22 protein-coding genes are annotated in these 23430 nt (G+C 68.5%); 11 read left to right on the top strand and 11 right to left on the bottom strand.

Annotation, left to right across the window (positions count from 1 at the left end; all coding sequences use genetic code 11):
* Positions 1-12: 12 nt before the first annotated feature.
* Together VH112_02440 and VH112_02435 are read right to left on the bottom strand one after the other, a co-directional pair.
* Complete coding sequence (locus VH112_02440; protein HEX4539076.1) at positions 13-810, bottom strand: ABC transporter permease; 798 nt, start codon at positions 808-810, stop codon at positions 13-15.
* Entirely contained in the window at positions 807-1745 is a 939-nt protein-coding gene (locus VH112_02435; GenBank protein ID HEX4539075.1) for an ATP-binding cassette domain-containing protein, read from the bottom strand. The genes VH112_02440 and VH112_02435 overlap by 4 nt, the downstream gene beginning before the upstream one ends.
* Before the next feature lie 44 nt (positions 1746-1789).
* Between VH112_02435 and VH112_02430 the strand changes: the two genes are divergently transcribed.
* Positions 1790-2518: a TMEM175 family protein gene (locus VH112_02430; GenBank protein HEX4539074.1), complete on the top strand. Its 729-nt coding sequence runs from the start codon at positions 1790-1792 to the stop codon at positions 2516-2518.
* On the opposite strand, the gene VH112_02425 is transcribed toward VH112_02430, so the two are convergent.
* The 5 genes from VH112_02425 to VH112_02405 all read right to left on the bottom strand — a co-directional run bounded on the left by VH112_02425 (position 2515) and on the right by VH112_02405 (position 6841).
* Entirely contained in the window at positions 2515-3261 is a 747-nt protein-coding gene (locus VH112_02425; GenBank protein HEX4539073.1) for a 2OG-Fe(II) oxygenase, read from the bottom strand. The genes VH112_02430 and VH112_02425 overlap by 4 nt on opposite strands.
* Complete coding sequence (locus VH112_02420) at positions 3258-4076, bottom strand: methylated-DNA--[protein]-cysteine S-methyltransferase (GenBank protein HEX4539072.1); 819 nt, start codon at positions 4074-4076, stop codon at positions 3258-3260. The genes VH112_02425 and VH112_02420 overlap by 4 nt, the downstream gene beginning before the upstream one ends.
* Positions 4073-4657, bottom strand: a complete 585-nt coding sequence (locus VH112_02415; protein ID HEX4539071.1) for a sigma-70 family RNA polymerase sigma factor — start codon at positions 4655-4657, stop codon at positions 4073-4075. The genes VH112_02420 and VH112_02415 overlap by 4 nt, the downstream gene beginning before the upstream one ends.
* Positions 4658-4722: 65 nt before the next feature.
* The gene (locus VH112_02410; GenBank protein HEX4539070.1) at positions 4723-6465 is read right to left on the bottom strand and encodes a hypothetical protein; all 1743 of its coding nucleotides are present in this window, start codon (positions 6463-6465) and stop codon (positions 4723-4725) included.
* A gap of 169 nt (positions 6466-6634) precedes the next feature.
* Positions 6635-6841 carry a hypothetical protein gene (locus VH112_02405; GenBank protein HEX4539069.1) on the bottom strand — a complete coding sequence of 69 codons (207 nt, stop codon included), beginning with the start codon at positions 6839-6841 and terminating at the stop codon, positions 6635-6637.
* A 227-nt stretch (positions 6842-7068) separates the two neighbouring features.
* On the opposite strand from VH112_02405, the gene VH112_02400 reads away from it, so the two are divergent.
* From VH112_02400 to VH112_02370, 7 genes are all read left to right on the top strand, one after another.
* The gene (locus tag VH112_02400; GenBank protein HEX4539068.1) at positions 7069-8697 is read left to right on the top strand and encodes an AMP-binding protein; all 1629 of its coding nucleotides are present in this window, start codon (positions 7069-7071) and stop codon (positions 8695-8697) included.
* 112 nt (positions 8698-8809) lie between these two features.
* On the top strand, positions 8810-9304 hold the full coding sequence (locus VH112_02395; GenBank protein ID HEX4539067.1) for a MarR family winged helix-turn-helix transcriptional regulator: 495 nt from the start codon (positions 8810-8812) through the stop codon (positions 9302-9304).
* Positions 9301-10920, top strand: coding sequence for an MDR family MFS transporter (locus VH112_02390; GenBank protein HEX4539066.1), 1620 nt, complete (start codon positions 9301-9303; stop codon positions 10918-10920). The genes VH112_02395 and VH112_02390 overlap by 4 nt, the downstream gene beginning before the upstream one ends.
* A gap of 71 nt (positions 10921-10991) precedes the next feature.
* Positions 10992-12653 carry an FAD-dependent oxidoreductase gene (locus tag VH112_02385; GenBank protein ID HEX4539065.1) on the top strand — a complete coding sequence of 554 codons (1662 nt, stop codon included), beginning with the start codon at positions 10992-10994 and terminating at the stop codon, positions 12651-12653.
* The gene (locus VH112_02380; GenBank protein ID HEX4539064.1) at positions 12650-14068 is read left to right on the top strand and encodes an ATP-binding protein; all 1419 of its coding nucleotides are present in this window, start codon (positions 12650-12652) and stop codon (positions 14066-14068) included. Before VH112_02385 ends, VH112_02380 begins: the two co-directional genes overlap by 4 nt.
* Positions 14069-14111: 43 nt before the next feature.
* Positions 14112-15374: a hypothetical protein gene (locus tag VH112_02375; GenBank protein HEX4539063.1), complete on the top strand. Its 1263-nt coding sequence runs from the start codon at positions 14112-14114 to the stop codon at positions 15372-15374.
* Positions 15375-15437: 63 nt separating this feature from the next.
* Complete coding sequence (locus VH112_02370) at positions 15438-16559, top strand: serine hydrolase domain-containing protein (protein ID HEX4539062.1); 1122 nt, start codon at positions 15438-15440, stop codon at positions 16557-16559.
* 96 nt (positions 16560-16655) lie between these two features.
* Here the strand turns inward: VH112_02370 and VH112_02365 are convergent, their stop codons facing one another.
* A complete protein-coding gene (locus VH112_02365) occupies positions 16656-17204 on the bottom strand; it encodes a class I SAM-dependent methyltransferase (GenBank protein ID HEX4539061.1) in 549 nt (182 codons plus the stop codon).
* Between the two features lie 339 nt (positions 17205-17543).
* Here VH112_02365 and VH112_02360 point away from each other — a divergent pair, with 339 nt between their 5' ends.
* Complete coding sequence (locus VH112_02360; protein ID HEX4539060.1) at positions 17544-19013, top strand: wax ester/triacylglycerol synthase family O-acyltransferase; 1470 nt, start codon at positions 17544-17546, stop codon at positions 19011-19013.
* On the opposite strand, the gene VH112_02355 is transcribed toward VH112_02360, so the two are convergent.
* On the bottom strand, positions 19010-20005 hold the full coding sequence (locus tag VH112_02355; protein ID HEX4539059.1) for a TIGR03557 family F420-dependent LLM class oxidoreductase: 996 nt from the start codon (positions 20003-20005) through the stop codon (positions 19010-19012). The two genes, VH112_02360 and VH112_02355, sit on opposite strands and share 4 nt — an antisense overlap.
* A 650-nt stretch (positions 20006-20655) precedes the next feature.
* Between VH112_02355 and VH112_02350 the strand changes: the two genes are divergently transcribed.
* On the top strand, positions 20656-20985 hold the full coding sequence (locus VH112_02350; protein HEX4539058.1) for a hypothetical protein: 330 nt from the start codon (positions 20656-20658) through the stop codon (positions 20983-20985).
* Positions 20986-21002: 17 nt separating this feature from the next.
* Here VH112_02350 and VH112_02345 read toward each other — a convergent pair whose 3' ends face one another.
* Complete coding sequence (locus tag VH112_02345) at positions 21003-21383, bottom strand: hypothetical protein (protein ID HEX4539057.1); 381 nt, start codon at positions 21381-21383, stop codon at positions 21003-21005.
* A gap of 209 nt (positions 21384-21592) precedes the next feature.
* On the opposite strand from VH112_02345, the gene VH112_02340 reads away from it, so the two are divergent.
* A complete protein-coding gene (locus VH112_02340) occupies positions 21593-21910 on the top strand; it encodes a hypothetical protein (GenBank protein HEX4539056.1) in 318 nt (105 codons plus the stop codon).
* Positions 21911-21973: 63 nt separating this feature from the next.
* Here the strand turns inward: VH112_02340 and VH112_02335 are convergent, their stop codons facing one another.
* Positions 21974-22957, bottom strand: coding sequence for an aldo/keto reductase (locus tag VH112_02335; protein ID HEX4539055.1), 984 nt, complete (start codon positions 22955-22957; stop codon positions 21974-21976).
* Between the last annotated feature and the right edge of the window lie 473 nt (positions 22958-23430).

Below are 23430 nucleotides of genomic sequence, written 5' to 3'. Positions count from 1 at the left end.
CGGGCTCCCTCGTCAGGAGTACCGGGTGACGAACCCCCGACGTCGGAACGTGGCGAGCATCAGCACGAGGAAGCCCAGCGCGGCCAGGGCGGCCACCACGGTCGACGCGGTCGCCAGGCCCAGCTGGCCCCATTGCATGCCGTGGCCGTCGATGAGGCTGCGTCCGGCGGCGAAGGCGTGTGTCGTCGGCAGGGTGACGGCCAGGGGGCGGAGGAACCACGGCAGCGCCGCCACCGGGTAGAACACACCCGACAGGGGCATCACCACGAACAGGATGCCCCAGGCCAGGGCCTCCGCCCCGGTGCCGAAGCGCAGGACCAGGGCGATGACGAACAGGGCGATCACCCAGCCCACGACGAGCAGGAGGGCGATGATCGGGATCAGGCCGACGCCGAGCCGGCCGACGTTGAAGGCGTAGAAGCCGAGGGCGGCAAGGGCGACGACGCCCACCCCCATGACGAGCTTGACCATGCCGAACAGGGCCACACCGCAGGCGTACTCGACCTCCCGCAGCGGCGAGACCATCAGGTTCAGCAGGTTGCGTGACCACGTCTCCTCCAGGAACCCCGTCGAGAGGGCGATCTGGGCCTGGTAGACGACGTGCCAGAGGACGATGCCCGATAGCAGGTAGCCGAACGCCACTGCCCCGCCAGTGCCCTGCCGGGCCACGAACACGCCGAGGGAGCCGAACAACAGGACATCGACCAGCGGCCACAGCACCACGTCGAACAGCCGATGGGGACTGCGCAGCAGGACGTAGGCGTGGCGCCGGGCCACGGCTCGGATCCGCAGCCAGCTCGAGCCGGTCATGCCGGCCCGTCCGTCTGCTGGGCGCCGACCGGGCGCTCGTGTTCGTCGGGCCGGCCTCCCGGTCCGGCTGCGTTGTCGATCCGGCCTCCCGGTCCGGCTGCGTTCTCGGGCCCGTCTCCCGGGCCGGCTGCGCTCTCGGGCCCGCCTCCCGGGCCGGCTGTGCTGTCGGGCTGCCCTGCCGGGCGGGCCGCCTCGACGGGGTCACCTGCCGGCCCCCCCGTCGCCAGGTGAAGGAAGACGCCCTCGAGGTCGCGCCGGCCGAAGCGACTCGCCACCGATGAGGGCCGACCGTCAGCCACCACCCGACCCGCCGCCATGAAGACCACCCGCTCGCAGAGCCGCTCGACCTCGGCCATGTTGTGGCTGGTGAGGAGCAGGGCCGTGCCCTCGGTGTCGCACAGCTCGGTCAGCCCCACCCGGACTCGCCGGGCCACGTCGGGGTCCAGCGACGCCGTGGGCTCGTCCAGCACCAGCAGGCGGGGCCGGTGGAGGGTGGCCTTCACCACGCCGACCAGAGTGCGCTGCCCGGACGACAGCTCCGTGCCCAAGCGCCCGGCCAGATGGCCGATACCGAACCGCTCGAGGGCCATGGTGATGCGCTCCCGCAGGTCCCGGACCCCGTAGAGCTGGCCGAACATGTGGAGGAACTCCCGTACCCGGAGTCGCTCCGGCAAGGGCAGATAGCCGGCGGCGAAGCCGACCTCGCCCATGGCCTGGCTCCGCTCCCTCGGGAGGGGATGGCCGGCGATTCTCACCGAGCCGGAGTCGGGGAGGATGGCGCCCAGCATCATCAGCAGGGTCGTGGTCTTGCCGGCACCGTTGGGGCCGAGAAGACTGACCCGCTCGCCCGGACGCACGACCAGGTCCACCCCGTCCACGGCGCGGACGCCCTTGAAGCGCTTGACAAGCTGATGGGCGTCCAGCACCGTGTCCACGCCTTCCACTCTGTCAGGCGGGGACGGGGAGCCGGCGAGGAATAATGAGCGGGACAGAGCCCCAGCAAACATCGCAGCCCCCGGGCGAGGCCACCGGCCATGGCCGCCAGGCCCTGGGGATCGGGCGGTTCATCAGCAAGCGGGGCGCCGCACCCGACGACAGCCCGAGCGTGGCGCGGTTGGTGAGCTTCTCCGACGGCGTCTTCGCCATCGCCATCACCCTGCTTGCGTTCCAGCTGCGGGTGCCCAAGGTCGACAACGGCTTCTCGGCGTCGCAGCTCGCCAACGCCCTCGGCCACGATGCCCACCAGTTCGTGGTCTACGGCATCTCCTTCGCCATCATCGGCCAGTTCTGGGTCATTCACCATCGGGCGTTCCACCATCTGTCGGGGCACGACCGATGGCTGGCCTACGCCAATCTCGTGTTCCTGTTCTCGCTCTCGTTCCTGCCGTTCTCTGCCAACCTGTTCGGTGAGTACCGGGACAACCGCACGGCGGTGATCCTTTACGGCGCCAGCTTGGCGGCGGTGAGCCTGACCTTCGCCCTGGTCTGGTTCACCGCTGTACTGCGTGGGTTCGTCGAATCCTCCACCGATCCCCGCCTTGTCCACATGTTGAGCTGGCGGGCAGCGTTGGTGCCGGCGGCCTTCATCGGGTCGACGGTGCTCGCCCTCTTCGCCAGCCGTACCGTCGTGGAGTACTCGTGGCTCGCCGTCATCCTTGTGTTCATCGGCATCGCCGTTGTCTATGCCGACCTGCGGGGCCGCTTCTAGCGCGCCTCGTGGAAGATGACACCCAGGGTGAAGCGGACGCCGGACGTCACCGTGCTGATCCCGTGCCGCATGAGGGCGCGGTAGTGGTGGCGGCTTCCGGCGACGGGCCGGTAGCGGGTCGGGAAGATCACAGCGTGGCCCAGCGGGACCGCGACCGACGTGCCGCGCGACTGAGCGCGCGGACGCTGCTCGACAAAAAGGTTCTCGCCGCCGGTGAAGTCCACCCCCGGCTCGGTCAGGGCGACCGTGAGCTGCAACGGAAAGGCCACGTCGCCGTACAGGTCCTGATGGAGGTTGTTGTACCCCCCGCGTTCGTAGCGCAGGATCAGCGGTGTCGGCTTGGTCTGTCCGGCGGCCCGACACACGTCGACGAGCTGCTGAAGGTGGGGCGGATGGCTCGGGGCCTCGCCGAGGCGCGTCGCCCAGGTGTTGGCGAGCGCCGCCAGAGGTGGATACGCGGCGTCGCGGAGCTCCGCCACTGTCGCCGGCAGCGGGTAGGCGTAGTAGCGGTAGCGTCCTTCTCCGAAGCGATAGCGTGCCATGTCGATGGTGGAGCGAAATGTGGCGTCCTCTTGGAACTGGTCGCGTAGCCACTTGCACTCGGCGCGGCTCAGCACGGCGGTCGTCGTCACGGCGTAGCCGTCCCGATCCAGCCCCGCGGCGACAGCGTCCCAGTCGCACGCCTCGACGCGCCGGCGCACGGCGCCGGGCTGTGTCGTCTGCGCCTTCGCCGCCGACGTCATGCCGAGGAGGCGAGCGCGGGCCGGCAGTCCCGGCAGGGCCGGTAGCCGGCGTCCATCGCTCGGTCCAGGGTGCGGAAGCCGACACGGTGGGACGGGTCGATGCGCCGAGCGTGATGACAGCTCGGGTAGCAGACGACGCCGGTCGTGTCGCTGCCCAGGTAGTGGATGCCGGCATCGGCCAAGCGGCCTGCCTCCTCGAGGTCCACGTCCTCGGCACTGAGCAGCTCGTGCTTCATCGCCGGCCCCAGGGCATAGTTGCCGATCTGGCCGTCGCTGCGCACGACGCGGTGGCACGGAATGAGGATGGGCACGGGATTGTGACCGAGAGCTGATCCGGTGGCCCGCACGGCCTTCGGCCGGCCGATCTCACGGGCGATCCAGCCGTAGGGGCGGGTCTCTCCCCGAGGGATCTCAAGCGCCTTGCGCAGCACGGCCTCCTCGAACTCGCTCAGCCCCCGCAGGTCGAACGCGAGGTCGGCGGCTCGTCCGCTGCGGAGGGCGGGCACGAGGCCGGCGGGCGGCCGATTTGCCCGCTCGATCGGCCGGCCGAAGCGCTCACGAAAGTCCTCTGCGAACCGGTCCATGTTCTCCTCGACCTGGGCGGCGGGGCGCACGTAGCTGATGCCACGGTCGGTGAAGGCCACGAACACGCCCCCCAGCGGGCCGGGAGAGAGCACGTAGCGGGCGATCACGCGGGCGTCGAAGTCGTCGGGCGGCTCGGCGACCAGCTCCCCCAGTACCCGGGTCAAGGGATCGTCGTCGACGTCGATGTCATGGGTAGGGCGAAACGGCCCGAGGTCGCGGGGGCTGCTCACGTGAGCTCCTCCTCCAGGTTGGTATCGGCGATCAGCACGCGTAGGCGCGCCAATCCGCGCGAGACGTGGGACTTGGCGGTGCCTTCGGGACATCCGAGGACCGCCGCCGTCTCCGAGAACGAAAGGCCGACGATGTGGCGGAGCACGACTGAGAGGCGCTGGGTCTCGGGTAGCTCGGCCAGCAGGTCCTCGACGACGCTCCTCAGCTCACGTCGACGGAGGTGTTCCTCGGGCCCACCCGAGGGGGCCCGGGGCTCGGGAGACGAGTCCAGCGGCACCTGGGCGGGCCGGCGGCTGGCGGTTCGAACCTGATTACGCCACAGGTTCAGCACGATCGTGACCAGCCAGGGCCGAAGCTGCAGCTCGCGGATTCGCTCGGGCGGGTACCCGCGCAGGGCCTGATAGGCGCGGAGAAACGCCTCGGCTGCGAGATCGGCAGCGTCGACCGGCCGTCCGGACATGCGCAGCGCCGTCGTGTACACCGCCTGTCGGTAGCTGCCCACCACCTCCGAAAAGGCGCCGTCGAGGTCGCTGCTGAGGCGGACCGTGAGCGCAGCCCGAGCGTCGGTCGCGGTCGTCATGTCATCAAGAACACCGCGAACCGAGACCGGTTGCACCGGCGGGCCGATCGGCCCCGGTCAGCCTGTCAGCAACGCAGCTGGGTGTGGGGCGGTCCCCAGCTGTTCGCATCGTTGATACGGAACCACTGCCCGCCCTCGCAGGCAACCCAGGCGCCCTTCTGCCCGTCCATGCCGCTCACGGCGTTGGGGTTCCAGTGGCTGAGGTAGCCCTCGACGGTTGGGCTGTACGCCTCTGGGCCACCCGCCCAGGTCCCGAACATGCCGCGCGGCGTGGTGGGCTCGCTGAACACACCCTGCTGGAAGGTCTGGACGTTGAGGTTGGGACCCGCCAGCTGGAGGGCACTGAAGATGTACAGCGCGGTCCAGTAGGCCTCCGGGTAGTACTTCTCCGCCGGCTCCTGGCCGGGGCGTGCGAGCTTGAAGACCTGATAGGCCTCGGACTGGGCCTTGGGCGGGAACGCGAACGCCTGGGCGGCGCCGGCGTGCGACCACTGGGACTGGGATGTCTCCCGAGCCTGGGGATCGAGCCACGGCGTGACGGTCCACTCGGGCGAGTAGCTCTGGCTGTCGGCCGAGCGGCTGAGGAAGATCTCCATGATGGGATCGCACCCGCAAATCACCGTCGTCACGCCGGCGCTTCGCATCTGGGCCATGATGCTCGTCGACTGCTGCTCCTCCGTGCTGATGTTGATGGAGTAGCTGACCCGCTTGGCGATGGTCGTGCCGCATTGCGAAGCGAGCCCGCTCTGGAACTGGTCGCCCTCCTGCATGTACTGAGGGTTCTCCGGCGTGATGAGGCCGAAGGTCCGGGTCCGGCGCTGATAGCTCGGATCCCCGGCAAAGATCGCAGGCATGCCGGCCGCTCGGCGGCAGATGCCCTGGACGCCCGCGGTCGTGATCTTCGTGCCGTCGGGGGCGATCGAGTACTCGTAGGGGGCGTACTGGCGGAACCAGGACTGCGGCAGGCCTACCGCCCCGATGGCGATCACGTGCTGTTGAGCGAGATCCTCGTCGTAGGGCTGGGTCGAGGCCAGAGTGGGGCTCGACGACAGGTCCAGGAAGCCACCCATGCTCCTGGCTGTGGCCGCGTCCGCCTGGGCTCCCTGCAGGTCCTGACCCTGGTCCTCGGCGATGTTGTCGCCCTGACCGTTGTAGTCCTTCACCGCCACGTGGCGCCCGTAGAGCTCGTAGCTCTTGTTGAACAGGTCGATATATGCACGTAGGTCGGACAGGTACTGGTCGTCGCTCCCGGGTGCCGCGCTGCCGGCCGCGGCGAAGGCGGCCTTCTCCTCGGCCGAGTTCGTCCTCCTGAAAACCGCCGTGATGGTGTCCCCGCTGACACCGGCCGCCGTAGCTCCTCCGTTGTTGCCGTGATAGGCGGGAACACACGGCGGGGCGTACACCGTCCAGGCCACCTGCTTCGCCCCGTTGGCACATGCCCCGCCGCCGCGCGTCGCGCCCCCCGAGCCGGTGGCAGCGGCGGGCGTGATGCCCGACGCCGAGGCGGAGCCACCGCCCGCCCCGCCGGCGGCAACCCCTTGGACGCCAGTGCCTCCGCCGCCGGCGGCCAGGCTGCCCGCCCCGCCTGCGCCCGTCCCGCCCGCTGTCGACCCGCCGGAGCCCGAGGCCTGCACGTGCTGGCCCGGCTGGTTGATGGAGGGCACGAGGGTGAGCACGAGAACGAGGGCGATGAGGGCGACGCCCATCGGCGCGTAGCGCCTCGCCAGGCGGGCCAGATACCGGCGCACCATGACTTCCACCTGGGTGCTGTCGAGCGCCGGCGGCGAGGAGCGCGGGGCCGGCGTCATCGGCTTGCCGCCCGCGCTTTGCGCACGTCCACACGCCTCCGCCGCACCGCCTCGACGGCACCAAGCACACCCACCCGACCTGCCCCAGACACCCCAGACACCCCCAACCTCGTCCTGACGGCTTCGTCAGCTTATCCCCCGGATCCAGTGCACAGCGGGGGCGCCCCGGCTACCGCCGTCCGGCCATGAACCACAGCGCCAGCTCCATGGCAGCCAGTCCGAACCACAGCCCAGCCACCGTCCACCTCCCCAAGGCGAGACCGACCACGAGAGCGATGACGAGCCAGACCACCCCGAGCGCCCCGAACAGGCGCCGCTGCCACCGTCGCCGTTTGAGCCGTGTCCCCGACGCCGGCGCGCCGTTCAGCGATGCCACCTGGCAACCATAGGTCGGCCCGGGAGGCCGGCCCGTGTGAGGCCGCTGGCGCCGAGCGTCCAGGCCCGGCCCGGCAGGGCCACCGGGCAGCACACCAATCACGCCGCCGTGCGTCAGCCAGGGGGATGTTCGGGTAGACCCTTGGTGTGGACAATGTGTTGAACCCGATGGCTGCCGCCGAATTGGTGAAAGCCCCATCTCGCGCCCTCGCCGGCGCGCTGACATGCGTGACCCGTCCGGTGGCGGAGGTGATCGGTGCCGTCCCCGCGCTCAGCCAGATCGGGCTGCTCCGTCCAATGCGGCCCGACCAGGTCGTCAGCGTGGTGGCCGCAATGCGCCGTTGGGGTTTGACCCCCGCCACCGGCTACGCGGCTGCGGCGGTGCGCTTCCCGAACGCGGCGGCGGTGATCGACGAGGCGGGGACCCTCAGCTTCGCCGAGGTGCACCGCCGCACGACGTCACTCGCCAACGGCCTGGCCGATTCGGGCATTGGTGAGGGTGACAACGTGGGAGTCCTCTGCCGCAACCACCGCGGCTTCGTGGACGCGACCATCGCGCTGTCGAAGCTCGGCGCCAACGCCTACTTCCTCAACACCTCGTTCGCCGGACCCCAGCTCGCCGAGCTCATCAAGGCGGAGAAGGTGACGGGTCTGGTCTACGACCAGGAGTTCACCGAGGCGGTCAAGCAAGGTGCACGGAGGTGCAGACGCTTCGTGGCCTGGGTCGACGAGCCCACCGGACGCGGACGTTCGAGTGATCCGACGCTCGAGAGCCTCATCGCCACCCACAACGACCGCCATCCCGCCCCGCCGGCCAAGCCCGGGCGTCAGATCATCCTCACATCGGGCACGACGGGACGGCCCAGAGGAGCAAACCGCGGCGCGCCGGGCACGCTCAACCCGCTGGTCGCCTTCCTCTCCCGGATCCCGCTCCGACATCGGGACACGACGCTCATCGCCGCACCGCTCTTCCATGCGTGGGGGCTCGGCAACTACGCCTTGTCGCTGGTGGCTGGGGCGAGCGTGGTCCTCCATCGTCGATTCGACCCCGAGGCGATCCTCGCCGCCATCGAGGAGCATCAGGTCACGGTCCTGGCTGCCGTGCCCGTCATGATCCAGCGGATCATGGACCTGCCCGAGACGACCCGCCGCCGGTACGACACACGGTCACTGCGCGTCGTCGGCCTCAGCGGCTCGCCGCTGTCCGACCGGCTCGCCCATTCGTTCATGGACTCCTTCGGCGACATCGTCTACAGCCTTTACGGATCGACCGAGGTTGGCTGGGCCGCCATCGCCACGCCCGAGGACCTTCGCGAGGCGCCCGGCACCGCCGGTCTTCCGCCCCGAGGCACGGTGATCCGCATCGTGGACGAGAAGGGAGACGAGGTCCCCGTAGGTACGACGGGTCGGATCTTCGTCGGCAGCGAGCTGCTCTTCGAGGGGTACACCGCCGGTGAGAGCAAGGAAATGCTCGACCAGCTCATGTCGACGGGAGACCTCGGTCACCTGGACGAGGCCGGGCGGCTCTTCGTGGAGGGCCGGGAGGACGACATGATCGTCTCAGGCGGCGAGAACGTGTTCCCCCAGGAGGTCGAGGAGCTGCTCCGGGCCCACGATGCCGTGGCCGACGCGGCAGTGGTCGGCGTCCCCGACGAGCATTTCGGCCAGCGCCTCAAGGCCGTGGTCGTGGTCCGGGACGATCATGGTGTCTCGCCTGACGCCCTCAAGGCCTACGTGCGCGCGAACCTGTCCCGCTTCAAGGTGCCGCGGGACGTCGAGCTCGTCGATGACCTGCCGAGGAACCCGACCGGGAAGGTCCTCAGGAAGGAGCTCGACGGCAGCGCCGACCGCGACTGAGCGCAGCGCGGGCCAGGTCGTGCTCGAGGCTGGAGCCGCGTTGTGACCTGAGTCACTTGCTAGGCGCCAGCAATTGGATGCACCAAGCAACTATCCGGGCTATCCTTGGGGCATGACCGCCACGGACGACATCTCGGCGCTCGAGCGAGCGCTGATCCGTGCAGCCCGCACGGTCGGCCGCCTCGACCTGCCTGCTCGGCTCGCCGAGGTTCCCCTCGGGAAGGAGTCCTACTGGTTGCTGAACCGGGTCGAGGAGCTCGGCCCGATGCGGGCGTCGGATCTGGCCGCCGCCCTCAACCTGGACGCATCCACGATCAGTCGCCAGACCCACAAGCTCGTTGACGCCGGCCTGATCGAGCGGAGCATCGACCCCGTCGACGGTCGTGCCTGCCTCCTCGCCGTCAGCGAACGGGGACGCGACGCCCAGGCGGAGGTCGTCTCATTCAGACGCCAACAGCTCGCCGAAATGCTCCGGGAGTGGTCCGACGCCGACCGCCGCCTCGTGACCAACCTGCTCGACCGCCTGGCCGACGATCTCGGTGGGCCGGAGGGCGTCAGCACCCGTTCCGCGACCCGCGCCCCTCAGCGCGTGCCGCAGCCGTCATGACCACGGTCGCCCGGCCCGAGCCGTCAGGGCCCCTCGAGCTCACGCACCGCCAGATCATGGTGGTGCTGAGCGGCCTCATGCTCGGAATGCTGTTGGCCGCGCTCGACCAGACCATCGTGGCCACCGCCCTGCCCACGATCGCGGGCGACCTGGGGGGCATCGGTCACCTCTCCTGGGTCGTGACGGCCTACCTGGTGACGTCCACCGCCGCGACCCCCCTCTACGGCAAGCTCTCGGACCTCTACGGGCGCAAGCGCCTCTTCCAGGCCGCCATCCTCATCTTCCTGGCCGGCTCGGTGCTGTCGGGCATCAGCCAGAACATGCTGGAGCTGGTGGCCTTCCGGGCGGTCCAGGGCGTGGGCGCAGGCGGGCTGTTGGCGTTGGCCATGGCCATCACCGGTGACATCGTGAGCCCCCGCCAGCGGGGCCGCTACCAGGGCTACTTCGGCGCCGTGTTCGCGCTCGCCAGCGTGGGCGGGCCGCTCCTCGGCGGCTTCTTCACCGACCACCTGTCGTGGCGATGGATCTTCTACATCAACCTACCTATCGGCGTTCTCGCTCTGGCCGTGACCTCGGTCGTGCTCCGTCTGCCCTTCGCCCGGCGCAAGGCAGTCGTCGACTACACGGGCGCGACGCTGCTCGTCGGTGCCGTCGTCGCCCTGCTCCTCGTCACCGTGTGGGGCGGCAACACCTACCCGTGGGGTTCACCGCCCATCATCGCCATGGCGCTCGTCGGCGTGGGCCTGGTCGGGGCCTTCGCCTGGTGGGAGCAGCGTCGGGCCACCGAGCCGATCCTGCCGCTCGGCCTCTTCCGCAACCGCGTCTTCAGCGTCGCCAACGCCACCACCTTCTTCCTGGCTATGACGATCTTCGGCGCCATCATCTTCCTGCCTGAGTACATGCAGCTGGTGACGGGCGCCTCGGCGACGGTCTCGGGGCTGCTCCTGCTGCCACTCATGGGCGGCCTCCTCGTGGCGTCCATCGTCAGCGGTCGCCTCGTCACCCGCGTCGGTCGCTACAAGGTCTTCATCGTCATCGGGGGCGCCCTGCTCGTGCTGGGCATGTGGCTCCTGTCGCACCTCGGGCTGCACACGTCACGAGTCCTCGCCGGGGCCTACATGGTCCCGCTCGGGGTGGGCATGGGCATGATGATGCAGAACCTGGTGCTGGCCGTGCAGAACGCGGTCCCCATGAAGGACCTCGGCACCGGCACGTCAACCATCAACTTCTTTCGGTCCATGGGCGGCTCCTTCGGCACTGCCATCTTCGGCGCCGTACTCACCGCCCGGCTGAACAACTGGCTCCCGCGCCTGCTGCCCGGTGGCTTCCACGGCCACGTGACCGCCAACTTCGTGTCATCGCCGCAGTCGGTGCGGGCCCTCCCGGCTTCGGTCCGCTCGGGCGTGGTCCTGAGCTTCGTCCACTCCATGCACACGGTCTTCATGGTCGGGATCCCCGTCGCGATCGCGGCGTTCCTGCTCGCCACCTTCCTGCGGGACCTTCCGCTGCGCCGCCAGTCCCACATCGGCATGGAGGAGACGGTGCCGGTGCCGGTGGAGGCGGAGGGCATCGAGGACGTCTTGGCTATGCCCGAAGGGGCCGTTTCGCGAATTTGAGCGGTCGGCCGGGTGGAGGCTGGTGGGCCTCCCGGTAGGCTTACGGCGGCCACCTCGGAGAGAATGCTGCCATGGCCCCCCCGATCCTGCTGACCGTCGACGACGACCCCGGCGTCTCCCGCGCCATCGCCCGCGACCTGCGCCAGCACTACTCCGAGGACTACCGGATCCGCCGGGCCGAGTCGGGCCAGGAGGCCCTCGACACGCTGTCGGAGCTCAGGGACCGCGGTGACCGGGTCGGCCTCCTGCTGGCCGACCACCGAATGCCGCAGATGAACGGGGTGGAGTTCCTGGAGCGGGCGCAAGAGGTGTACCCGGAGGCACGCCGGGTGCTCCTGACAGCCTACGCCGATACCGAGGCGGCCATCGGCGCCATCAACCGGGCCGATGTCCATTACTACCTGCTCAAGCCGTGGGACCCGCCCGAGGAACGGCTCTACCCGGTCATCGACGACCTCCTCGAGGACTGGCGGGCCCAGGATCGGCCACCCTTCGAGGGTGTGACGGTCGTGGGGCACCGGTGGTCGGCGGCGTCGCACGACATGAAGGACTTCCTCACCCGCAACCAGGTCCCGTACCTGTGGAAGGAGCACGGTCGCGACGAGGAGGCGGACCGCCTGCTGGCGGCCAAGGGCATGAGCCCCGACGACCTGCCCCTGGTCGTCGTCCCCCCCACGACGAAACTGCGGTCGCCGTCCACGGCCGAGGTCGCCGCCGCCCTCGGGTTGACCCGTACACCCAACCTTCCCTTCTACGACCTCATCGTCGTGGGTGGCGGTCCCGCCGGGCTCGGCGCCGCCGTGTACGCGGGCTCGGAGGGGTTGAAGACGGTGCTCGTCGAGCGCGAGGCAGTGGGCGGCCAGGCCGGTCAGAGCTCTCGTATCGAGAACTACCTGGGTTTTCCGTCTGGGATCTCGGGCGCCGACCTGGCCCGCCGCGCCGCCACCCAGGCGCAGCGGTTCGAGGTCGAGACCCTGCTCGTGTCCGAGGTCGATGCCCTCGAGATCTGCGGGTCGGCCCGGGTGGTGCGGATGCGCGACGGCACGGAGCTACAGGCTCGCTCGGTGCTCCTGACCACCGGCGTCGCCTACCGTCGGATCGGCATTCCCGAGGTGGAGCGGTTCACCGGCCGCGGCGTCTACTACGGGGCGACCATGACCGAGGCCACGAGCTGCGAGGGCGACGACGTGTACATCGTCGGCGGAGCGAACTCAGCCGGGCAGGCTGCTGTGTACTTCTCCCGCAAGGCTCGCAGCGTCACGCTGCTCTATAGGGGCGCGTCGATCGAGCGGTCGATGTCGCATTACCTCGTGGAACAGATCAGGGAGCACCCGAGCATCACGGTGCGGGAGCAGACCGAGATCGTCTGGGCCGACGGCGACGACCACCTCGAACAGGTGCGGCTTCTCCACCGGCCCACCGGCACCGAGGAGAAGGTCGACACCTCGTGGCTGTTCGTGCTCATCGGCGCCGCCCCCGGCACGGAGTGGCTGGGCGACACCGTCCGCCGGGACGATCGGGGCTTCGTCGTCGCTGGACCGGATCTGTTGGTCGACGGCAAGCCGCCGCCGGAGTGGCCGCTCGAACGTCACCCGCTCTTCCTCGAGACCAGCGTCCCCGGCGTCTTCGTGGCGGGCGACGTTCGCAGTGAGTCGGTCAAACGGGTCGCCTCGGCCGTGGGCGAAGGGGCGATGGCCGTGAGCCTCATCCATCGCTACCTGGATCAGCAATGACGCTCGTCGACGAGCTGCGGGGCTGCTTCCTGTTCGAGAAGCTATCCGACGAGCAGCTGACCTGGCTGGCCGAGCACGGACAGGTCGTGACGTACGACGAAGGCGAAGAGGTCTTCCACGAGGGCGAGCCGGCCGAGGGGTTCTTCGTCCTGTTCGACGGCCAGATCCAGATGCTCAAGCGGATCACCGGCGAAGACGTGGTGATGAACACGACCGATCACCACGGCGCCTACGCGGGAGCCATCCGGGCCTTCGTGGAGAGCGCGGACGACAAGGTCTACGTCAACACCCTCCGGACGCTCACGCCCGTGCGGTTCTTCCGACTGCAGGCGGACGATTTCGCCTACGTCCTGAAGACGTGGTTCCCGATGGCCGTCCACCTGCTCGACGGGATGTTTCTCGGTCTGACGAACGTCGAGAACATCGTCGGCCAGCGCGAGAAGCTGGTCGCCCTCGGGTCACTCTCGGCCGGCCTGGCCCACGAGCTGAACAATCCCGCCGCCGCCGAGGTGCGCGCCGCGCAGGCGCTGCGGGAGCGGCTGGGCGACGCCCGCCGGGCCATCGTCGCCCTCGCCGCCCAGGTGGACGCCGAGACGTTCGCGGAGATCGTGGCCCTGCAGGGCGCCGCCGCCGAGCAGGGTCGCAACTCAGAAAAGCTGTCGGCGCTCGATGCCGGCGACCGTGAGGACGAGCTCGGCCAGCGCCTCGAAGACGCCGGCGTGCCCCGGGGGTGGGACATGGCGCCCACCCTCGTCGCCGCCGGTGTCGACTCGGACTGGATCGAGCGGGTCACATCCCTTGCGGGCAACCGAGTCGAGGACGTGCTGGCGTGGATGGTGGCGGCCCTGGACATCGACGCCATGGTCGAGGAGCTGTCAACGGCTGCCGGCCGCATCACGACGCTGGTCGGGGCCATGAAGAAGTACAGCCGGGTGGACCCGTCGGCCATGGAGGCCGTCGACGTCCACGAGGGTATCGAGAACTCGCTGGTCATCCTTCAACACCGCCTGAAGCAGGGGATGGAGGTGGTTCGCGAATATGACCCCAACCTGCCCAAGGTGCCGGCCTATCCTGGCGAGCTCAACCAGGTGTGGATCAACATCATCGACAACGCCATCGACGCCACCGAGGGCAAAGGAACGCTCACCATCCGCACTGGTCGCCAGGCCGACTCGGTACTTATCGAGATCGCGGACGACGGACCCGGGATCCCGCCCGAGCTCCAGCGACGGGTGTTCGAGCCCTTCATCACGACCAAGGAAGTAGGCAAGGGAACGGGTCTCGGGCTCGACATCTGCTATCGCATCGTCGTCCGTCGGCACCACGGCGACCTGACGGTCACATCGTCGCCGGGCGACACCCGCTTCCAGATCCGCCTCCCCCTTCAGCAACCGGCGACCACCCATAAGAAGTAGCGTCGGGAGTCTGCCGCTCCGACAGGTGACGGGGGGAGATCGTATGAGGTCTGACGAGGTTCGGGCAGCCGGTCGCCTCGCCGGCCAGCTGTTCGGCGGGGTGGTCTCCGAGGTGGAGCACGTGCACCAGGCCGTGGCCAAGCGCTCCTTCGGTCCCACCGGGCCGTTGGGGCGCCCGGCCCGGGTGGTGCACGACGGCATCGCCCAGGCGGTGTACGGAGGCCTGCGCGGCGGCGGCTCCATCGCCGGGGCGTGCACCGGACAGGTCATGTCGATGGTCGCTCGCGAGGATCGAGAGACGGGCCCGAGCTCCTCGATGAACGTGGCGCTGTCGGCGCTGAACGCCGCGATCGGCGACCGGCTCGCCGATGCCGGCGATCCCTTGGCCATCCCCATGGCGGTGCGGGAGGTGGGCCGGGATGTCGTCCTGACGCGCGCCGCGCTCGCCGCGACACACCCGCGTGCCACCCCGAAGCTGGTGGTGTTCGTCCACGGACTGGGCGAGACCGAAGGCTCTTGGAGACCGGGCCGGGGCGCCGTCGACCAGGTGAGCTATGGCGACGCATTGCGCGACGAGCTCGGTTACACCCCCGTGTACCTGCGCTACAACACCGGACGTCATATCTCCGACAACGGCCGCGAGCTCGCTGGGCTCCTCAGGGAGCTGACCGACGCCTGGCCTGCGCCGGTCGAGGAGCTGCTCCTGATCGGCCACTCGATGGGAGGTTTGGTGATCCGCAGCGCCTGCCACGATGGCCAGGCCGCCGCTGAGGCGTGGGTCGGCGCAGTCCGCCACATCTTCTATCTGGGCTCGCCTCATCTGGGCGCGCCGCTCGCTCGAGGAGCCGGTCTGCTCGGCTGGTTGCTGGCCAGAGCGCCGGAGACGAGAGCCTTCGCCCCCATGGTCAACGGACCGAGCGCCGGCATCCGAGACCTGCGCTTCGGCTACATCCTCGAGGAGGATTGGATCGATTGCCACGCGGAGACCTGTCTGCGCGATCACCGCCATGACGCCCCACTCCTCGACGGCGCCGACCACTACGCCATCAGCGTCACCGTCACCACCGACCCCTCCCATCTAGTCGGACGGCTGGTCGGCGACCTGCTGGTCCGGCCGGCAAGCGCGCACGGGCGCAGGCGGCGGCACCAACACGTCGCCTTTCCCGTAGACGGCGAACGGCAGCTCGGGGGCATGCATCACTTCGACCTTCTTCGGCATGGCGATGTCTGGGCAGAGATGCGTAGCCTCCTCGACCCCTCTCGTCGTCGATCGCCGGACATCCCGGATCTCACCCCACTGTCCTGAGCGATGGGCACCATCGATCGACGAACACCCGTGCACGGGTCTGTCGCTCCCGGGTTTGATCCGGTGCACGACGCCTTTGTCGACAACCTCGACTCGGGACGCGACGTCGGAGCTGCCGTTGCCGCCTACCACCACGGTCGAAAGGTGGTGGACCTGTGGGGCGGCACGGCGGACCCCTCCACGGGACGACCGTGGGAGGAGGACTCCATCGTCTTGGTGTTCTCCACCACGAAGGGGGCGACAGCTCTGTGCGCCAACGTGCTCGCCGAGCGAGGGGCACTCGAGGTGGACGCCCCCGTCGTCCGCTACTGGCCCGAGTTCGCCCAGGGAGGCAAGGCAGAGATCCCCGTCAGGTACCTACTGTCGCACCAGGCCGGGCTGGCGTGGATCGATGGCGAGATGAGTCTCGATGAAGCGCTCTCCTGGGACCCCGTCGTCGCCGCTCTGGCCCGGCAGACGCCCAACTGGGACCCGGGCACGCGACACGGCTACCACGCCACGACCTACGGATGGTTGGTCGGCGAGGTGATCCGTCGGATTACGGGTACCAGCGTTGGGAGCTTCTTTCGCACCGAGATCGCCGAGCCCCTCGGTCTCGACTTCTGGATTGGGTTGCCAGAGGCCGAGGAGCGGCGCGTGGTCCCGGTGATTCCGTTCGAGATCCCCAAGGACGCCGACCTGGCCGAGATGATCGACGCCTTCCTGGGACCCGGCAGCAGCCTTGGCAAGGCGCTCGTGGCCCCCGGCGGTGCTCTCGCTGATCAGGTGGTCTGGAACTCGCGCGCCATGCGCGCCGCCGAGGTCCCCGCTGCCAACGGCGTGACCGACGCTCGCTCCTTGGCCCGTATGTACGCCAGCATCATCGGCGAGACGGACGGTATCCGTAGCCTCGGGAAGGACCAGATGCAGCGGGCCACTACCCGGGTCACCAGCGGACCGGACTTGGTGCTTCTCGACCTCGACATCCAGTTCGGCTTGGGCTACATGGTGCCCTCCGAGCTCATCGTGATGGGCGGGCCCAGGAGCTTCGGCCACTTCGGGGCCGGCGGCTCGGTTGGATGGGCTGACCCTGACGCCGGGCTTGCTGTCGGGTACGTGATGAACCGGATGGACATCGGTCTTGCGGGCGACGTTCGCAGCACCAACCTGTTCAACGCCGCATACCACGCGGCGTCCGGGTCGTAGACCGGGCCGACGACCGTCGGGTCCTTCCCCGCCCTCGACTCACCGACATCTCAGTCCACCACGAGCGCCAGGCAGGACGTTGCTCGCGGTCGATCCTCACTCCGTGCGCTGAGCGACGGTGACGACGGTGGGAAAGGACAGTCCGAACACCCGAAGGACGGGGCTCTGGCGACGCACTCGAAGGCCTGCAGCCTCGACGCGGGCGCGCATCTCAGCGCGGGTCGGCCAGTAAGCAGGTTGACCGGCCCTGGCGAACAAGCTCTGCGCCATGCGCGCTGCAGCGACGCTGCGAGGGTTCACGACCGCCACGATCACCCGACCTCCCGGGACGAGGACCCGGCGAAACTCTCGCAGCGCGGCGTCGTGATCGCTGAACCAGTGGAAGGCCTCGGTCGATACCACGGCATCGGCGGACTCGCTGCATACCGGGAGTCGGACAGCGTCGGCCTGGACCCAGGGGCCGATCCGGCGACGGGCCGCCTGCTCGAGCATGCCCAAGGAGAGGTCGAACCCGCAGATGAGACCGCTCAGGAGCGCTCCAGTCCGAGCAGTCAGGATCCCCGTGCCACAACCCACGTCCAGAACGCGTCGGACCGGTTGGGTCCGCAGCTCGGCGAGAACCGCCTCGTGAACCGGCCGGTACACCGCCCATTGGGCAGGCGGCGCATCATAGAAGCGCGACCAGATGTCGAAGAAGGCTCGCCGAGCCCTGGGTACTTCTGGCACCTCTCCTCGAGGATCTCGAGCTCGCCGTCGAGCCGTCTCGTCGGTTCCTACCCTTTCGCCAGCCGAATGGACACCTGGCTGTGTGTTGCCCACCCTGAGAGCACCGGCGAGCTGCCACCCAGCCCGCTGTGGACGTCCGGGCGTTTGTAGAGCCCCTTCCTGGGTAGATCCCGGACGAGAGCGGCCGGGCGACGCTTCTGTCCTGGATGGCGCAGGCCCTTCTCGGGCAAGGCGTTCGCAACGGGGGATGGCTGACCAATGGAACGACTGAGCGGGCTCGATGCGTCTTTTCTCTACTTCGAGACGCCTGCCAATCACCTGCACGTGTCGTCGGTGATGACCTTCGATCCCTCGACGGTGCCGAACGGGTATTCGTTCGCTCACATCAAGGAGACGGTGGCCGAGCGTCTTCACCTCGTCCCTCCGTTCCGTCGCCGGTTGGTGAGCGTGCCCTTCAACCTTCACCACCCGGTGTGGATAGAGGATCCCGACTTCGATCTGGACTTCCACCTGCGTCGGGTCGCGGTCCCCGCCCCGGGGGCTCACGACGAGCTCGTCGAGCTTGCCGGACACATCGTCAGTCTCCAGCTGGACCGATCGAGGCCCCTCTGGGAGATCTGGGTCGTGGAGGGATTGGAGAATGGACAGGTCGCCACGATCTCGAAGATGCATCACTCCACCATCGACGGTGTCTCGGGGGCCAACATCCTGGCCCACCTGCTCGATCTTGCTCCGGAGCCCACCGAGGAACGACCACCGTCGCGATGGGAGCCGGAGCGAGAGCCCTCGGACGCGGCGATGCTCGGACAGGCATTGGCCTGGCGTCTTCGACGGCCAGTCGAGCTGGCCAGGCTCGTCCCCACCACGGCGGGCGCACTGTTCAAGCTCGCCTTGCGTCGTCGGGGCGGCGCGCCCAAGGGAGCGACACCGCTGACCGCCCCGCGCACCTCGTTCAACTCCACCATCACTCCCCACCGCAGGGTCGAGCTCGTGAGTGTCCCCTTGGCCGACGTCAAGGCGATCAAGAACGCCTTCGGCGCGACCGTGAACGACGCAGTCCTCGCCATCTGCGCCGGAGCCCTGCGGCGCTACCTCGAGGAGGAAGGCGAGCACTTGGAGAAGCCTCTGCTGGCTACGGTGCCCATCTCCGTTCGCGCCAACGGCGACGGACCTGGAGCTGGGGCCAACCAGGTGTCGGCCATGTTCACCTCGCTGGCGACCGACATCGATGACCCGGTGGAGCGCCTTCAGATCATTCACGAGTCGACCACCGGGGCCAAGGAGGAGCACAACGCCGTCGGGGCCACGATGCTCCAGCAGTGGGCCGAGCTGGCGGCCCCCAACGTGTTCTCCCAAGCGGCTCGGCTGTACTCAGCCATGGGCTTGGGGGGACGGCATCCTCCCATCCACAATGTCGTCATCTCGAACGTGCCAGGACCGCAGTTCCCGCTCTACTTCGCCGGGGCCCGCCTGACCGCGCTGTACCCCCTCGGCCCCATCTTCGACGGCCTCGGTCTCAATATCACGGTCTTGAGCTACCTCGACACGGTCGGGTTCGGCCTCCTCGGCGCTCGGGAGCTCATGCCTCGCCTCAAGGCGTTGGGATCGGCCATAACCGACGCGACCGCCGAGCTCAAGAAGCGGGCCGGCGCTACGGAGCGATCGGCGCCCAGCTCAGCGGGGCAAGCCGGGCGGACCGCGACCCCGGTGGCCCCGCACCAGCCTTAGAGCCGCTTGCCTCGAAGTCGAGGTAGCACCTTGTCTCCGTACACACGAAGGGCGCCATGAGGGTCGGCGCCCGATGCGTTCTGAAGACAGACGACAGTGGATCCCATCTTCTCGATCCCGCGCACCCGTTCAGCGTGCTCATCAGCATTTGACGAGATGATGTAACTCCGGCAGAACTGCTCATCGGAGATCTCTGATGCCGCCTTGGCGTGCATCTTGGCGGGGTCGTGCCAGTCGTCGGAGTAGTACTCACGGGGCTGAGCGGCCTTCCACACTCGAGCACCGTCCAGGGCCGCCTGGTCCTCGTCGGCCCACGAGAAGCCACTCTGCAGGATGATCTCACCGGGAGCCCTCCGCAGGCCCTCACAGGCCTCGCGGTAGGCCTCCACCACACGAGGTGCCAAGCTCGGATCGGCCAGGGTCCACATGCCGTCCCCGAACCGCGCTGCCAGTCGCGCCGCGCCAGGGCCGAAGGCCGAGATGTAGATCGGTGGGCGTCGCTGGCCCTTGGTGTGGAGATAGGCGGCGTTGGTTCGGAAGAACTCGCCATTGTGGTCGACCCGTTCACCCCGGAGCAGTCGGGTGATGATCTCCAGCGCCTCCTCGAGCCGAGCGACCTGCCCTCGAGGGGAAGGCCACTCCATCCCTGTCGGCACCTCGTTCAAGGCTTCACCCGAGCCCAGCCCGAGGAACGCTCGTCCGGGAAACAGCTGCTCGAGGGTCGCGAACGCCTGTGCGACCACCGCAGGGTTGTAGCGGTGCACCGGTGCGGTCACTCCCGTACCGATCGGGATCCGCTTCGTCGCCTGACCGATGGCACCCAGCAGAATCCACGCCTGGCCGGACTCGCCAGGCTCCCACCAGGGCTGAAAATGGTCGCTCACGTTGAGGGCGTCGAAGCCGGCCGCCTCCGCCGCCACCGCCTGTCTCACCAGGTCGCTCGGTGGGAACTGCTCGGTAGCCAGCTGGATCCAGTAGCGATTCTCCGTCATCTCGTCCTCCTCGTTGCGCTGGCCTACCCCCGGCGGACCTGACCAGCAGCGAACCGAAAACGTGACGAGCTCGGCGCTGCGGAACGGCTCATTGACTTCACGGTTTCTACCCACCGCCCGGATGCACGAATCGTGTCCTCGGGCGCACAATGCTCCCCGCCAACGCCCGCTCAATTCACCCCGTGGTCGCGCCCGCCACCGTTAGGTAACGCCCCTATGCGGGTACAACAAACGGGTACCCGATTGGAAGGAAGGTCAATGGCTACTTCAACTCGTCAACGAACAGATGTCGCCTTCGGCGCCGCCGAGGACGCTGTCCGGGCGAGCATCGAAGCCGCCGAGAAGATCGCTCGTACATCCCTGCAGGCGGGCTCGGATGTCGCTCGAACGGTGCAGAATTCTCTGTCGACCGCGCTCGAGGCGCTCGTGCCTTCCCAGTCGAGCCATCACTCCGGCTCCTCCTCGAACCGGAGCAGGGGTAGCTCGGCGCCACACACGACGCGGCGGTCGTGACGAGCCGAAGATGGGGAAGATCGACGCAGCTGTGAGATGCATGGGATAGGCACGGACCGGGTCGCCCGTCTGCCCTCGATGAGCTCGTTATCGGGCGCCTGGTCCAGCCTTCCGCTCACCTCGGAGAGGAGACATCGATGCCGCAACAGGCGTGGAACGACAAGCGCGAACGACAGTACGAGCATGTGAAGGAAGGGCTGCGGACACGCGGCCGGCCACCGGGTGTCGCGGAGGAGATAGCCGCCCGTACGGTAAACAAGGAGCGGGCGCGCGCGGGTGAGTCGCGCAACGCCAGCAAGACGTCGACCCAGGACATCTCTTCCGGCCGTCGGGGTGGTATGCGATCCCACCGCGGCGCTGGCGGACGAACCTTCGACCAGCTGTACAACGAGGCACGGCGGCGAGGTGTCCGGGGTCGCTCGAGGATGACCAAGGCGCAGCTCGCTCGGGCCGTCGGCGAGCGCTAGCTCGAGGTGAAGCGGGCCTAGACGTGGTTCGAGAACTCCACCTGCCACCGCCACTCACGGTGGTCGTCGGCATGCCACCAGGCGGTCAGGATCCCCGCCTCTCCTCCGGGAAGGATGACGAGGCGGCCGAGGTCGCCCTCTGACGGCCAACCGTCCTGGAGACGAATTTCACCTCCGGACCGGATGAGGAAGGACATCGGCCCAGGCTCGTGGCGTTCGAGGTCGTAGCCGGCAGCAATGACCTTGGAATCCTCGCCCCGCACGACGACGTCGAGCTTCGGCGGGGCGGCGTGAACAAGTACACGGTCCCCAGCCGCCTCAGACGCGACACGGCTTCGGGCGTACGAGATTCCGGTGGCACCCATGGATGGGAACCAGAGGTCCCAGGTCTCGATCATGATGGTCATTCTTGCGGGCCGCATCTCCACGAGCCAAGAGCATCCCCGCATCGCCACGTTAGGCGGGCGTGATCGCGGGGGATGAATACCGCGACAGCGTGCGACGAGCCCGGCAATACGTGGAGCCGGCGAGTGCGGACGCTGGCTGTGCGTCACGGTCCTGCTGCCCTAATGCAGCAACCCGCGACCCTCTGTCGGCGGTTTGGGAGATGGCGATGGTGTCGGTCATATTCATGTACGGGCGTGACGGCTCTCCTCCCCTCAGCACGAGAACCGACGACGCCGAAGTGCTCAAGAGCGGGTTCTATTACTGCCCCTCATGCGAAGTCTACGGACGAGGCACCGAATGCTGGTGGTGCAACAATGCCGACGTGCAATGGACCTACGCTCCCGACCGGAGGGCGCTGCCTGCCAGGATCGACACCCGGTCGATGCGCTCCGCGTGGCGAACTCCCGACGACCTCGAACACTGGCTCGACGACGACAACATCGAGGACGAGCTCTGGAGGGCGCACCCGCGCCGGTGACCAGTAGGGCGGACCGCGATTGCCTGATTGCGCGCTCGTCGGGCCGCCGCAGTTGCCCGCCCGCTAGCCGTTCAGGTACGGCATCATGGCCGACGGGTACCGATCGCCGGCGGCCACCCCGATCGGCGCGGCGTCGTCAAGGCGACGCCGATCCTCATGAGTCAGCACGACGTCGAGGGCGGCGATGTTCTCCTCGACCCGTTCGGGCTTCGTCGTCCCGGGAATGGGAACGAGGTCCTCGCCGGCCGCCATCACCCACGCCAACGCCAGCTGGGCCGGGGTCACTCCCTTGTCGTCGGCTATCGCTCGTACCCTGCTGACGAGCTCGAGGTTGCGGCGAAAGTTCTCACCCTGAAAGCGTGGGTTGTCCCGCCGCCAGTCGTCCGCAGCGAGGTCGTCGGGCGAGCGGATCTGGCCCGTCAGGAATCCTCGGCCAAGTGGGCTGTAGGGCACGAAGCCGATGCCCAGCTGGCGCAGGGTCGGCAGGACGTCGGACTCCATGTCGCGGGTCCACAATGAGTACTCGCTCTGGACCGCAGTAATGGGATGGACAGTGTGGGCGCGGCGGATCGTATCGGCCGACGCCTCCGACAGGCCGAGGAAGCGAACCTTGCCGCTGGTCACCAGTTCGCTCATGGCACCGATTGTCTCCTCGATCGGCACCAGCGGGTCGATACGGTGCTGGTAGTACAGATCGACCTGGTCGACGTTGAGACGCTTCAGGGAGCCGTCGATCGCGCGCCGAACGTAGTCGGGCCGACCGTCGGGCCCGCGGTCAGGATCCTCGAGCGATCGAGACCCGAACTTCGTCGCCAGCTGCAGCTCGTGGCGCCTTCCAGCGATCGCCTTTCCAACCAGCTCCTCGTTGGCGTAGGGACCATAGCCCTCGGCGGTGTCGAAGAAAGTGGTCCCGAGCTCGATGGCTCGATGAATCGTCGCCATCCCCTGCGCGTCGTCGACCGACCCGTAGGCGAACGACATCCCCATGCAGCCCAGACCCAGCGCCGAGACCTCGAGACCCTGCCCCCCCAATGTCCGCCGGAGCATGCCAACACCTCCTCGCCGCCCACCCTATGGCCATCCATTCCGGCCAGCGACGCCGGCGCAGTCCAGGGAGCCTGCCCTCGCCCGGTCGCTCAGTTCCCCCAGACGTGCTACCTCATTGCCCTGTTTGGGGGGGATTGGAACGGGGTAGATGAGAAATTGGCGGGGGAGCGCCGGCGCCGGGGCGGAGGGAGCGAGAAGAGGGGCACACGGCGGAGTGCCCCTCTTCCTCGCATCCCCGGACGGCACAACGCATCTCGGACGGAAGAGGCCGGCTTCGACTCGGTGTGGGCGGACGAGTACCTCGAGCGGGGCAGAAGATCCCCGTTTGTCGCATTTCGGTATGGGGGTAGAGACATCTCGTCCGGCCTGTTGGAGGGGTTTCGGGCAGCCCTAGCCCGAGCGATCAGGGCATCACCCCTCCTGCGGGCCGACACACTTCCGGGGGCCCTTGCCACGCGCCGCTCGGGCCACCT

The organism is Acidimicrobiales bacterium, assembly GCA_036270875.1.
GTDB lineage: Bacteria > Actinomycetota > Acidimicrobiia > Acidimicrobiales > AC-9 > AC-9.
Note: the sequence above shows the minus strand (reverse complement) of the source record. Positions and strands in the feature narration are given on the sequence as shown.

Bases quoted from the DNA above. Each gene is read 5' to 3' on its own strand.
- VH112_02440 (HEX4539076.1), bottom strand. From the start codon at position 810: ATGACCGGCTCGAGCTGGCTGCGGATCCGAGCCGTGGCCCGGCGCCAC.
- VH112_02430 (HEX4539074.1), top strand. From the start codon at position 1,790: ATGAGCGGGACAGAGCCCCAGCAAACATCGCAGCCCCCGGGCGAGGCC.
- VH112_02425 (HEX4539073.1), bottom strand. From the start codon at position 3,261: ATGACGTCGGCGGCGAAGGCGCAGACGACACAGCCCGGCGCCGTGCGC.
- VH112_02415 (HEX4539071.1), bottom strand. From the start codon at position 4,657: ATGACGACCGCGACCGACGCTCGGGCTGCGCTCACGGTCCGCCTCAGC.
- VH112_02410 (HEX4539070.1), bottom strand. From the start codon at position 6,465: ATGACGCCGGCCCCGCGCTCCTCGCCGCCGGCGCTCGACAGCACCCAG.
- VH112_02395 (HEX4539067.1), top strand. From the start codon at position 8,810: ATGACCGCCACGGACGACATCTCGGCGCTCGAGCGAGCGCTGATCCGT.
- VH112_02390 (HEX4539066.1), top strand. From the start codon at position 9,301: ATGACCACGGTCGCCCGGCCCGAGCCGTCAGGGCCCCTCGAGCTCACG.
- VH112_02385 (HEX4539065.1), top strand. From the start codon at position 10,992: ATGGCCCCCCCGATCCTGCTGACCGTCGACGACGACCCCGGCGTCTCC.
- VH112_02380 (HEX4539064.1), top strand. From the start codon at position 12,650: ATGACGCTCGTCGACGAGCTGCGGGGCTGCTTCCTGTTCGAGAAGCTA.
- VH112_02375 (HEX4539063.1), top strand. From the start codon at position 14,112: ATGAGGTCTGACGAGGTTCGGGCAGCCGGTCGCCTCGCCGGCCAGCTG.
- VH112_02360 (HEX4539060.1), top strand. From the start codon at position 17,544: ATGGAACGACTGAGCGGGCTCGATGCGTCTTTTCTCTACTTCGAGACG.
- VH112_02355 (HEX4539059.1), bottom strand. From the start codon at position 20,005: ATGACGGAGAATCGCTACTGGATCCAGCTGGCTACCGAGCAGTTCCCA.
- VH112_02350 (HEX4539058.1), top strand. From the start codon at position 20,656: ATGCCGCAACAGGCGTGGAACGACAAGCGCGAACGACAGTACGAGCAT.
- VH112_02345 (HEX4539057.1), bottom strand. From the start codon at position 21,383: ATGATCGAGACCTGGGACCTCTGGTTCCCATCCATGGGTGCCACCGGA.
- VH112_02340 (HEX4539056.1), top strand. From the start codon at position 21,593: ATGGCGATGGTGTCGGTCATATTCATGTACGGGCGTGACGGCTCTCCT.
- VH112_02335 (HEX4539055.1), bottom strand. From the start codon at position 22,957: ATGCTCCGGCGGACATTGGGGGGGCAGGGTCTCGAGGTCTCGGCGCTG.